Below are 12,081 nucleotides of genomic sequence, written 5' to 3'. Positions count from 1 at the left end.
GGAGTTCTACCTGCACTATTGCGAGGCCGGCTTTCGCGCCAGCTACATCGACGTGCGCCAGGTGGTCTACAAGGCGTAAGCCGACACGCTCTTCGATTTCATTGCCGCCGACCGGGCGATATCGAGGATGATCTCGATATCGCCGCCCGGTCGCCGTCAAAAAGTCCGATCGCAAAGCAGGATGCCGCGCAGGACGGACGAATCGGAAATTACTTGATGCGCAAACGGACGATCTTCTTCGGCGTCATTGTCGCCGCCGCCGCGGGCATCTGGCTCAACAACACCTCGCTGTTGTCGAGCCGCCCCGCCGGCAAGCCGGAAGTGCTTGCCCATCGCGGCCTTGCCCAGGACTACGCGCGTGAAGGCATGACGGGTGAGACGTGCACGGCCGGCCGCATGTTGCCGCCGCGCCATGCCTACCTCGAAAACACAATCCCCTCGATGGAAGCCGCCTTCGCGCTGGGCGCTGACGCACTCGAACTGGATGTTCACCCGACCACAGACGGCAATTTCGCCGTCTTCCACGACTGGACGCTGGATTGCCGCACGGAAGGCAAGGGGGAAACGCGCAGCCATTCCATGGCCGAATTGAAGACCCTCGATGTCGGCTATGGCTATACGGCGGATGGCGGCAAGACCTTTCCGTTTCGCGGCAAGGGTGTCGGCATGATGCCGTCGCTGGATGAAGTTCTGGCACACTTCCCGGCCCGCCGCTTCAACATCAACGTCAAGAGCAACGATCCGGGCGAAGGCGAAAAGCTGGCCGCATGGCTTGCCATGCTATCGCCGAACGAGCGCTTCTATCTCTCGGTCTATGGCGGGGACAAGCCGATTGCCGCAGTCAAGGCAGCACTGCCGAACATGCATACGCTAAGCCGCGCATCGCTGACGCAATGCGTCCTGCGCTATGCCGCGATTGGTTGGACCGGCTATGTACCGGATGCTTGCCGCAAAGGCACTCTGCTCGTCCCCGTCAACATCGCGAAATGGATGTGGGGTTGGCCGAACCGGTTTCTCGATCGCCTGCAAGGCGTCGACAGCCGTGTCTATCTGCTCGGTCCTTACACCGGCGGCGACTTTTCGCAAGGGCTGGACGATCCCGAACTGATCAAGCAGCTGCCGAACGGTTATTCCGGCGGCATTTCCACCGATGCGCTGGATCTCGTCATGCCTGACATCAAGGAACGTTTCATCCAGCCGGCTCAATCCACGCCATAAGGCTAGGGACTGGAGCCGACCCGAACCACCTTCAAAGCAGGATGCGGTATTTCGCGAAGCCTGCCTCGCCCTCGCCTGCCGGCTCGATCTTCAGCGATTTCACCTGCGCAATGAAATCCTTCGCCTTGGCGCCGGTTTCGAACACGGCGCTGGTTCCAGGCAGCGGCGCGAACGACCAGTTGTCGTCCGCTGACGGGTTGATTGTACCCTCGCTGACAATGTAGCGAACGATGACGTCGCGATTGGTGTCCGGCGCTTCATAGATGATCTTCGAGGCATTGATGTCAGGGAAATTGCCGCCGCCACCGGCCCGGTAGTTGTTGGTCGCGACGACGAATTTCTGTTTGAGATCAATCGGTTTTCCATCGAAACTCAGGTCGACGATGCGGTTAGCGCCGGCATTCGCAAGCCCGCCCTTGGCATCGTATTTCGACGGCTGCGACAGGTCTATTTTATAGGTCACACCGTCGATGACGTCGAAATTGTAGGATGGGAAGTTGGTGTTGATGAGGGCCTGGTCGGCCTTGCCTGGCTCGATCCGGTTGAAGATGCCGGCTGACATTTCCAGCCATTCCTTGACCTGCGCTCCGGCGATTTCGACCGCACGCACGGTGTTGGGATAGAGGTAAAGGTCGGCAACGTTCTTGATGGCGATGTCGCCGGCTGGCACGTCGGTATAGTAGTCGGCGCCGTTGCGCCCACCGGCCTTGAACGGAGCGGCCGCCGACAGCAGCGGCACATCCTTCCATTGCGTGTTCTTGAGAATGTCTTTGAGGTACCAGGTCTGCGCCTGGCTGACGACCTGCACCGACGGGTCGTCGGCGACCAGCGCGAAATAGGAATAGAGCGGCGCGGAGGTCTTGCCGACAGGACGCCGCACATAGGCCAGCGTCGCCTGGTGGTCCTGTTCGAGGGCCGCGATGATGCGCTTGTCGTCCGGGACAGTCGGTTTGTTCTTGTTGTCGACGCGTTCGAAGATCGGCCGCGCTTCGGAGGTGGCTGAAACGATCTTCCATTTCGACCCGTCGCGTTCCAGCATCAGGTCGATCAGCCCCATATGCGAGCCCCAGAAGCCGCCCATGACGGCGGGTTTGCCTTGCAGCGTGCCTTTTTGCGTGTCGACACCATCGAGCGACTGGAAATCCTTCTTGCCGGGGAACACCAGATGCTGGTGACCGGTGAACACCGCGTCGATGCCGGCGACGCCGGCGACGAAGAACGAGGCGTTTTCCATCATGTCGCCCTGCTTCACGTCGATGCCGGAATGCGACAGCGCAATGACGATGTCGGCGCCCTCCTCCTTTATCTGCGGCACCCAGGCCTTGGCCGCCTCGACGATATCGCGCGTCTTGACGTTGCCTTCGAGGTTCTTGAGATCCCAGACCATGATCTGCGGCGGCACGAAGCCGATGATGCCGACCCTGATCGGCTGCTCGGCGCCCGAACCGTCCTTGATCTTCTTATCGAGGATGACGTACGGCTTCAGGTAGAGCTTGTCGTCGCGCGGGTTCGCGGCAAGCTCGGTGCCGCGGATAAGATTGGCGCAGACGAAGGGGAAATTGGCGCCGGCCAGCACCTTGTCCAGGAAAGACAGGCCATAGTTGAATTCGTGGTTGCCCAGCGTCGAGCACTCGTAGCCGAGCAGGTTCATACCCTTCATGATCGGATGCACGTCGCCGTCCTTCAGGCCCTTCTCATAGGCGATGTAGTCGCCCATCGGATTACCCTGAAGCAGGTCGCCATTGTCGATCAGCATCGAATTCACGGCTTCCTTGCGCACCGCGTCGATCAGGGAAGCCGTGCGCGACAGGCCCATCGTGTCGTTCGCTTTGTCGGCGTAGTAGTCGTAAGGCAGCACGTTTACATGGATGTCGGTGGTCTCCATGATCCGGAGATGCGCCTGGTTACCTTGAGCCCTGGCTGAGAACGGATGCAGCATGATCAGCGCCCCTGTGGCGGCGGCGCCCGCAAGGAGATCGCGACGGGAGACGGGACGGAGCAGTTGCGACATGTTTTCTCCTTCGACAACCTGACAAGCCCTGCCCCGAAGCGAACTTCGCTCTGAAACCCGCTTGAGTCCATTCAACAAGTCGCGCGCATGAAGCCGCCACTCGATCAGCAACAGATGACGTGCGGATGAACGATCCGGGTGAAGAAATCAGCCCTTGTCGTCGTCGCCCTGGGTGATCAGCCGCGCGCTGCGCTGCCCCGTCGCGTAGATCCATAGCCAGCTCAGCGAAACCGCAAGCCGGTTGCGAAAACCGATCAGGAAATAGATGTGGGCCACTCCCCACAGCCACCAGGCGAGCCAGCCGGTGAGCTTGATCCAGCCGAAATCGATGGCGGCGGCGCGTTTGCCGATCGTCGCCAGATCGCCGGCATGCCTGTATTGAAAAGGACGCGCGGTGTTGTCGCCGCCGAGCCTGGCCTTGATGGTAGCCGCAACATGTCGGCCCTCCTGCTTGGCGGAAGGCGCCACGCCGGGAACCGGCCGCCCGTCCGGCCGCAACACAAGGGCGGCGTCGCCGATGACAAAGATCTCCGGGCTGCCGGGCACGCTGAGGTCAGGCTCGACCAGCACCCTGCCCGCGCGGTCCGCCTTCGCTCCCAGCCATTCAGCGGCTGGCGAAGCGGCAACGCCGGCTGCCCACAGGATCGTTCGGGCGGCCAGTTGCTTATCGCCAAACACAACACCTTCGGCGTCGCAGCGTGTGACGGCCCGGCCGAGTTCGACCGTCACGCCGAGCCGCTCGAGCGCCTTCGATGCATAGTCGGAAAGCTTCGGTGCGAAATTGGCCAGGATCCGGTCGCCGGCCTCGATCAGCACCACGCGCGTCTGCCGCGTGTCGATGTTGCGGAACTCGCCGCGCAGCGTGTCATGCGCCAGCTCGACGATGGTGCCGGCAAGCTCGACGCCTGTCGGCCCGCCACCGACGATCGCAATGGTCAGCAACGCCTGGCGTTTGGCGGGATCGATTTCCCGCTCGGCCTGCTCAAAGGCCAGAAGAATGCGGCGCCGAATCGTGGTGGCGTCCTCCAAGGTCTTTAGGCCAGGTGCGAACGGCTCCCATTCGTCATGGCCGAAATAGGCATGGCGGGCACCGGTGGCGAGCAGCAGCGTGTCGTAGGCGACAGTGCTGCCGTCATCGAGCAAGACATTCTTGCTGGCACGATCGATGCCGACGACATTGGCAAGCAGCGTCGTCACATCCTTGCGCTTGCGCAGCAGGTGGCGGATCGGCCAGGCAACTTCGGAGGTCGCCAGCGCCGTGGTCGCCACCTGATAGAGCAGTGGCTGGAAGAGGTGATGGTTGCGCTTGTCGATCATGGTGATGCGCACCGGAGCACCAGCAAGCGCGCGGGTGAATTCGAGGCCGCCGAAACCCGCGCCGACAACGACGACATGATGCCTGGCTTCGTTCATTTCGTTCACCCTGATAGCAAGATTGCCTGTCTCGGATGTAGGTATTTTTGTGCAATGCAACAACAGATAACCACTACCCGAGACTCGTCGTTGCATGTCGTGAATGCACATGTTGTATCGTATCGCGAGGTATAGCGTTGTCGAACACGCGACGAGGTGAGGCATGGCTGACGATCATGACGACGACGCTCCGGCACAGTATGCCTCGCCGCCCTGCTTCATGCACGAACTCGACCCGGAATTCCGCGCGCCTTTGAGCGACTGGACCGACGTCAGGCGCTGGCGCAAGGCCGAGCGCGAGCGCCTGATCGCCGCGCGTCTCGCCGTTTCGGCCGACGCGCGAACGGTGATGTCGCATCGTATTGCCGAAGGTCTCGACGCGATCATCGGCGAGATCGCCGGCCGCATGGTCAGTCTCTACTGGCCGTTTCGCGGCGAGCCGGATTTGCGGCCTTGGATGGCGTCCATAAACGAACGCGGCGGCCGCACCGCCCTGCCCATCGTCATCGAGAAGGGGCAGCCGCTGATCTTTCGCGCCTACAAAGCGGGCGACAGGTTGGAGAAAGGCGTCTGGAACATCCCGATCCCGGCCGAGGGCGATCCGGTGCTGCCGGACATCGTCATCTCGCCGATCGTCGGTATCGACCCCCAGAATTACCGCCTGGGTTATGGCGGCGGCTTCTTTGACCGCACGCTCGCAGCGATGCCGTTCAAGCCGCTGGTCATCGGCGTCGGCTACGAACTGCAGCGCATCGCCACCATTTATCCGCAGCCGCATGATATCCCGATGGATAGGGTGGTAACGGAGGCCAGCTAGTCCAGGCCCCACAGGGTGGTTAGCGGCCTGTCAGCAACCAGGTTGTCATGGTTCGTCTCGATGGATCGCAGAGGCATTCGGGATTGACCCAAGGCACCCACCTTCGTCATCCACGGGCGAAGCAGGAGCGAAGCTCCGTCGCGGAGACCCGAGGATCCATGCCGTGACCTTGACCAAGGAATGCAGCCGAGCAGAACTCTGCACCGTAGTGACGCTTTGAAGTCGCGGCATGGATCCTCGGGTCTGCGCTGCGTCGCTACACTCCTTGCTCCGCCCGTGGATGACGAAGTGACGCCCGTTTCCGCAAATCGAAGGCAGGTGGTTTGTCTATGCAGCGACCCGTCAGAACTTCTGTGTCGAGGAACTAGGCCATTTCCGGCTTCATGCCCATGGCGGTCCTGTCGACGATTTCACGTAGCGCAAAGGACGAATTGATCTTCGTCACATGCGGCATCGCCGACAGCCATTCCTTGTGGATGCGCTCATAGTCGACGAGATCCTTCGCCGCGATCCTCAGGATGTAGTCGTATTCGCCCGACATCAGATGGCAGGACAGCACGTTCGGGCAGCGTTTGATTGCCGCCTCGAAATCCGACAGCGTCTTCTCGAACTGTCCTGACAGCGATATGTGCACGATCGCGGTCATCTGGTGGCCAAGTGCCGCATTGGAAAGCCGGGCATGATAGCCACGAATGGTTCCGGATTTTTCCAGATTGTCGAGCCGGCGCGAACAGGCCGACTGTGACAGGCCGACCTTCTCGGCCAGCGCCGCATTGGGTATCCTGCCATCCTTCTGCAAGGCCTCGAGAATGGCGATATCAATCCTGTCGAGCGGCATTATTCGTGAATCCTGCGAATATCTTGTTATTTCGCGCAACGATTATCGAAACCGGCCGTTTGGCGCAAGCGCATTCGCAAACACCTGCGCAACGATTCGTGGTTCACTCCATCCATACAGGGAACGAGCCCAAAAGGGCCGGATCAGGAGAAGAAAATGCGCGTCGGCTGCCCCAAGGAAATCAAGAACCACGAATACCGCGTCGGCCTCACCCCCGGCTCGGTCCGCGAATATGTCGCCCATGGCCACGAAGTGCTGGTCGAGACCGGGGCCGGGGCCGGCATCGGCGCCGATGACAACGCCTATCGCGCTGCCGGTGCCACGATTGCCAAGACGGCCGCCGAGGTGTTCGCCAGGTCGGACATGATCGTCAAGGTCAAGGAGCCGCAGCCCAGCGAATGGGCGCAGCTTCGCGAAGGCCAGATCCTGTATACCTACCTTCACCTTGCTCCGGATCCGGAGCAGACCAAGGGCCTGCTTGCGTCCGGCGTGACGGCAATCGCCTACGAGACCGTGACCGACGACCGTGGCGGCCTGCCGCTGCTGGCGCCGATGTCGGAAGTTGCCGGACGCCTGTCGATCCAGGCCGGTGCCACGGCACTGCAGAAGGCCAATGGCGGCCGCGGCGTGCTGCTCGGCGGCGTGCCCGGCGTGCTGCCCGGCAAGGTCACCGTGCTCGGCGGTGGCGTTGTCGGCCTGCATGCGGCCAGAATGGCGGCGGGACTTGGCGCCGACGTCACCATCATCGATCGCTCGATCCCGCGCCTGCGCCAGCTCGACGATCTCTTCGCCGGCCGCGTCCACACCCGCTACTCGACTGTCGAGGCGCTGGAAGAAGAGTGTTTTTCAGCCGACATCGTCGTCGGCGCGGTGCTGATCCCGGGTGCCGCGGCGCCAAAACTGGTTTCGCGCGAAATGCTGTCGGGCATGAAGAAAGGCTCGGTGCTGGTCGACGTCGCCATCGACCAGGGCGGCTGCTTCGAAACCTCGCACGCCACCACTCATGCCGAGCCGACCTATGAGGTCGACGGCGTCATCCACTATTGCGTCGCCAACATGCCAGGTGCCGTGCCGGTCACTTCGGCCCACGCGCTCAACAACGCGACGCTACACTATGGCCTGCAGCTTGCCGACAAGGGCCTCAAGGCGCTGGTCGACGATCATCACCTGCGCAACGGCCTCAATGTCCATAAAGGCAAGATCACCAACCGGGCAGTCGCCGAGGCGCTCGGCTACGAACTGGTCGAGCCGAAAGCCGTTCTCGCCGCCTGATTTTCGCGAAACAGCTCCTTTCAGTCCAGCCCGCCGGTTCCATGCCGGCGGGTTTTTTCTTGCGAGCCTGTTTTTCAGACAAAGCATGGCGTCGAAAGATATGACGCAACGGCACTTTGCTCATCATTGTTGCATATTTGTCATTCCCGTACCGGCCGACTCCCTGCTAGAGACATTCTGGGTTTATTCATTGGGGTACGGGCAAATGTTCATTCGCACATCCGCGAAATCTTTTCTTCTTGGTGCTGTTTCTGCTGTGGCTTTGATGTCTGCTGCTCATGCAGCAGACATCGTGCAGCCGGTAGAAGAAGCTGCCGGCTTTAACTGGAGCGGTCTGTATGTTGGTTTTGGCGTTGGTGCAGGTGCCAACGTGCACAAGCTCAGCAGCGATTTTATTCCAGTCTCGCTGAACGGCATTGGTGGCGAAGGCGTCTATGGTGAGCTGACGGTTGGCTATGACTATATGGTCTCGCCCCGGTTCCTCATCGGAGGTCTGCTGGACGCTCACGTGGGCAACATCAAGACCACGCTGGACATTACGGGGTTCGACGCTTCGATTAAGGAAACCTACGGTTTCGACGCTGGTCTGCGTCTCGGTTACCTCTTGACACCAAACACTCTGGGCTACGTGCTGGGTGGCTATTCCTGGCAGAAGTACAAGCTCGATACGAACGCTGGCTTCGGCTTCGATTGGGACCAGAGCGGATACTTCGTCGGCGGTGGCATTGAAACGGCCCTCAACAGCAATTGGACGATCAAGACCGAATATCGCTATACGGGCTTCGGCACCAAGAACGATCTTCTTTCCGAGGCCGGCCTTATCGGAGCTCCGGATGGCCTCCTCAATCTCGATACGTCGCGGCATACTTTCCAGATCGCAGCCAATTACCGTTTCGGCGCCCAGAACGGCGGCGGTGCCGCCTTCGAGACGCCAGCCTACAACTGGACCGGCTTCTATATCGGCGGCGCTGGTGGCGCCGGTGCGTCCGTGCACCAGATCAACGTTCCGCCGCTCGGCGACCTGGAATTCAACGGTCTCGGTGGCGAGGGTGCCTTTGGTGAACTGAACGTCGGCTACGATCATGACTTCGGTAGCTGGGTCGCAGGCGTCATGGTCGATGCCCGCTACTCCGGCATGACCTCAAAGCTGGATCTCGGCGGCGGATCGATCAACGTCGATACCGACTATGGGTTCGATGTGCTGGGCCGCGTCGGTATGAAGATGAACGAATCGACCCTTGCCTATGCGCTTGCCGGCTACAGCTGGCAGCATTTCGATCTGAACGGTTCCGACCCGATCGGCGACATCCTCGACTGGGGCTCCAGCGGCTTCTCGGTCGGTGGCGGCCTGGAAACGGCTCTGTCCAGCAATGTCACCGTTGGCCTCGAATATCGCTATTCGCAGTTCGCCAAGAAGGACTTTTCTTCGGAATTCGGCGCACCTGACGACACCCTTACCGCGACTTCCTCTTTCCACACCGTGCGTCTCGGCGCGAAGTACAAGTTCAACTAAAAGGCCCTCCAGCCAACAGTTGCAGCCCGTCGGCTATGCCGACGGGCTTTTTTGTTGCGCGGAATACCTCCGCGCCAAACGCAGGCAACAAAAAAGCGGAGCCAAAGCCCCGCTTCCTCGATGTCGAGATTTACCGCCGGTTCATCCGCGGTCGGCAAATCGATCGACAATGGCTTTCTATCGCGAATATGCGACGGGAGTACGACAACAGTTTCCAGCGGCTAATCTCAGCCTCAAGCGCGCTCGATGCGGCACTGGTAGCAATTGTTGCGCGCCGAGCGGACATGGACGTAGGCGATCTCGTCGCGTTCCAACAAGGTCTTGGCCCGCCCGGTGATGTCTTCGGTCGAGATCACGCCGCCGCTGCCATAGACGATGCGATCATCCCTGCCATAGCCTCGCACGATGTAGTCGGGGCTCTCGAGAATCTCGGGCAGCGCCTCGCTCTCGGCAGCGCGGTCGCATTCCTCGGCATGCAGGAAGATCGGCCCGGTTTCGGCATAGGGCTGAAGCTGCGGGAATGGCCGGTACGCCAGAACAAGGTAAGCATCGCCGGCTCCTATGTTCCTCAAGCAATGCCGGCAAGGCATGCCGTCTCCGTCGGAGATCTTTCGCTCGGGCGTTTGGCCATAAGCATCGACGCCACCGCGCTGCAGCGTCCTGACATCTTCGGTCGGCAAGGCTTTGAACTGGATGGTCATGGAAAATCTCCGGTGTCGTGACTGGAAATTATGTCCTTCAACCCCTCGCCGCCCACCCGATTCCTGCCAAATGTCGAAAAGCCGATCGCCCCTAGGCGATCGACTCTCATCAAGTTCCGTTAAAGGCGCCGGCTAATTAAAGTTCGGAGCTGCGACTCAACGGATGAAATCGTCGAAGCGGCGCAGCGTCACCCGGCGATTCTGCCAGTTTTCGTTCTGCGTCTGCACCAGCAAAAACTCCTCGCCATAGCCGACTGTCTCGAGAGCATGACCCGGCACCCTGAATTCGCGCACCAATGTGCGCTTGAGCGACGCGGCGCGCTGTTCGGACAGGGCCTGGTTCGACTGGAAGGAGCCGACGGCGTCGGTATGACCCTCGATCAGCACGCGGGCGCCGGGATCGCGGCGCAGGATGCGCCGCAGCGCGTCGGCAATGGTCTCGATCTTGTCGTATTGCGAGTTGGCAATAGCCGCCGAACCGAAGGCGAAGTTGATCGACTGGATATCGATCGAGCGGGCCATGCGGCGCAAATCCGGGCGCCGCTTGAATTCCCGGATGGTGACGCGCTCGTTCGGCCGCAATTTCACGCGCGGTGCCGCCTCGAGCTTCCGCTCGATCGTCGCGGCCGAAGGCGTTGTCGCCTGGGCTGCGGCCAGGCTTGGCATGACAATCGTCGCGATCAGCGCGGCGGCAAGTGTACGGCGGGTCAGCATGTCTTCGTCTCCTTCGGCCTTGGCCGCATTGATGGTGCGGGCAACATGCCAAAAGCAGCCTGAAGGGCCGATGAACGACAGGTTCAGATTCGAGCTGGTGTCAGCTTCCGGCTAGGGCCGCATGACGCTGGCCGCGCGCTCGGCGAAAGGCAGCGGATGCACGATTTCCTTCTTTTGCGCCACCGGTGCAAAGCCGAGCTTCTGGTAGAGCGGCAGAGCCGCCGGATGATCGAGCGTGCAGGTCTGCACCGTCACCCGCTTCGGCCCATGCGACCATGCGGCAGCGATCGCGGAGCCCAGGAACCAGCGGCCGATGCCTTGCCCGGTCGCATGTTCCATCATGCCGAAATAGGCAAGCTCGACTTCCTCCGGCAGATGCGGCTTGAGATCGAAGAAGCCGGCGGGGGCGCCGTCGAGGTAGAGCACCCTGATGTCACGGTCCTCGCGATGGATGCCGGCCGAAAGCTCGTCGTCATCCAGCCTCAGCACATTGACCCAGTGCCATTTGCGCCCCACCCGGTCCATCAGATAGCGGTAGAAATGCAGCGGAATGTCCTTGGTCCTCAGCAGCGCGACCTGACGGTTATACGGCACGGGCGGCGAATAGGCCGGAGGCACATGCATCTCGAGGAACGTCACCGTGACGTCGATGTCTTCCAGCGCGCCGTTTTCCATCGTCTTCATTCCTTGCCGGTCACAACGGGGCCGGTCACGACAGGCGTGTCTGAAAGCCCGCCCCACTCCGTCCAGGAGCCGTCGTAAAGCCTGTTGTTCGTATGGCCAAGCGTTTCCAGCGCCAGCGTTACCACCGCCGCGGTGATGCCGGAGCCGCATGAAGTGACGACAGGTTTCGACAGATCGATGCCGGCCTCCTCGATCACCTTGCGCAGGCGGTCCTTCGACAGCAGCTCGCCATTTTCCGACAGCGCCGAATAGGGCAGATTGCGCGCGCCAGGCATATGGCCGGAGCGGATACCCGCGCGCGGTTCAGGCTCGGCGCCGGTGAAGCGGCCCGGCCCCCGGGCGTCGGCGATCTGGCTTGCCCTGGTGTCGACGATCTGGCGCATGTCGGCGAGGCTGACGACGCGCCCGGCGTCGAAGTCGGCATGAAACACGCTTGGCGCGATCTTGGTCGGTTCGGCCGTCACCGGCCTGCCGGCGGCTTTCCAGCCATCGAAGCCTCCATCCAGAATATAGGTCTGGAAGACGCCCATCACCCTGAACATCCACCACGCCCGGGGCGCCGCGAAGAAGCCCGGACCATCGTAGACGACGATGGTGTCATCGGCAGAGACGCCCATGGCACCGACATACTGGGCGAAATGCTGCGGCGACGGCAAGGTATGCGGCAGGGGCGAATCGGGGTCCGAAGCGGCATCCTGATCGAGAAATCGTGCGCCCGGGATATGGGCCGACTCATACTCGCCTCGCGCATCGCGCTTTTGCGCCGGGAGATACCATGATGCGTCGATGATCGTCAGGCCCGGCTCGCCGAGACGTTGCTGCAGCCAGTCTGCGTCGACGGTGAAGGGGCTGTCCTCGGCCATTCTTGTTCTCCTGCTCGCCTTTTGGCGATCACTGTCT

General features: G+C 61.4%; 11 protein-coding genes. 4 read left to right on the top strand and 7 right to left on the bottom strand.

The window, feature by feature from the left end:
• Positions 1-216: 216 nt before the first annotated feature.
• Positions 217-1,218 carry a glycerophosphodiester phosphodiesterase family protein gene (locus tag EN943_RS11525; RefSeq protein ID WP_127412713.1) on the top strand — a complete coding sequence of 334 codons (1,002 nt, stop codon included), beginning with the start codon at positions 217-219 and terminating at the stop codon, positions 1,216-1,218.
• A gap of 31 nt (positions 1,219-1,249) precedes the next feature.
• Here the strand turns inward: EN943_RS11525 and EN943_RS11520 are convergent, their stop codons facing one another.
• Both EN943_RS11520 and EN943_RS11515 read right to left on the bottom strand, forming a co-directional pair.
• Positions 1,250-3,229 carry a bifunctional 2',3'-cyclic-nucleotide 2'-phosphodiesterase/3'-nucleotidase gene (locus EN943_RS11520; RefSeq protein WP_127412712.1) on the bottom strand — a complete coding sequence of 660 codons (1,980 nt, stop codon included), beginning with the start codon at positions 3,227-3,229 and terminating at the stop codon, positions 1,250-1,252.
• 147 nt (positions 3,230-3,376) lie between these two features.
• A complete protein-coding gene (locus tag EN943_RS11515) occupies positions 3,377-4,642 on the bottom strand; it encodes an NAD(P)/FAD-dependent oxidoreductase (RefSeq protein ID WP_127412711.1) in 1,266 nt (421 codons plus the stop codon).
• 163 nt (positions 4,643-4,805) lie between these two features.
• On the opposite strand from EN943_RS11515, the gene EN943_RS11510 reads away from it, so the two are divergent.
• Positions 4,806-5,459: a 5-formyltetrahydrofolate cyclo-ligase gene (locus EN943_RS11510; protein ID WP_127412710.1), complete on the top strand. Its 654-nt coding sequence runs from the start codon at positions 4,806-4,808 to the stop codon at positions 5,457-5,459.
• A 364-nt stretch (positions 5,460-5,823) separates the two neighbouring features.
• Here EN943_RS11510 and EN943_RS11505 read toward each other — a convergent pair whose 3' ends face one another.
• Positions 5,824-6,297: an Lrp/AsnC family transcriptional regulator gene (locus EN943_RS11505; RefSeq protein ID WP_013531467.1), complete on the bottom strand. Its 474-nt coding sequence runs from the start codon at positions 6,295-6,297 to the stop codon at positions 5,824-5,826.
• Between the two features lie 156 nt (positions 6,298-6,453).
• Here EN943_RS11505 and ald point away from each other — a divergent pair, with 156 nt between their 5' ends.
• Positions 6,454-7,569 (top strand): alanine dehydrogenase, encoded by a 1,116-nt coding sequence (gene ald, locus EN943_RS11500; protein WP_023812057.1) that lies wholly within the window; start codon positions 6,454-6,456, stop codon positions 7,567-7,569.
• A 205-nt stretch (positions 7,570-7,774) separates the two neighbouring features.
• Entirely contained in the window at positions 7,775-9,082 is a 1,308-nt protein-coding gene (locus tag EN943_RS11495) for an outer membrane beta-barrel protein (protein WP_127412709.1), read from the top strand.
• Between the two features lie 233 nt (positions 9,083-9,315).
• Here EN943_RS11495 and EN943_RS11490 read toward each other — a convergent pair whose 3' ends face one another.
• The 4 genes from EN943_RS11490 to sseA form a co-directional block, all read right to left on the bottom strand.
• Entirely contained in the window at positions 9,316-9,783 is a 468-nt protein-coding gene (locus tag EN943_RS11490) for a DUF1203 domain-containing protein (RefSeq protein ID WP_127412708.1), read from the bottom strand.
• A gap of 156 nt (positions 9,784-9,939) precedes the next feature.
• Positions 9,940-10,497, bottom strand: a complete 558-nt coding sequence (locus EN943_RS11485) for an OmpA family protein (RefSeq protein ID WP_127412707.1) — start codon at positions 10,495-10,497, stop codon at positions 9,940-9,942.
• A gap of 111 nt (positions 10,498-10,608) precedes the next feature.
• Complete coding sequence (locus EN943_RS11480) at positions 10,609-11,172, bottom strand: GNAT family N-acetyltransferase (protein WP_127412706.1); 564 nt, start codon at positions 11,170-11,172, stop codon at positions 10,609-10,611.
• Between the two features lie 5 nt (positions 11,173-11,177).
• Complete coding sequence (sseA, locus tag EN943_RS11475; RefSeq protein ID WP_127412705.1) at positions 11,178-12,044, bottom strand: 3-mercaptopyruvate sulfurtransferase; 867 nt, start codon at positions 12,042-12,044, stop codon at positions 11,178-11,180.
• Between the last annotated feature and the right edge of the window lie 37 nt (positions 12,045-12,081).

It is taken from the genome of Mesorhizobium sp. M7A.F.Ca.US.006.01.1.1, assembly GCF_003997935.1.
Classification (GTDB): domain Bacteria; phylum Pseudomonadota; class Alphaproteobacteria; order Rhizobiales; family Rhizobiaceae; genus Mesorhizobium.
The sequence above is the reverse complement of the archived record's forward strand: the minus strand, read 5'-3'. Positions and strand labels throughout refer to the sequence as shown.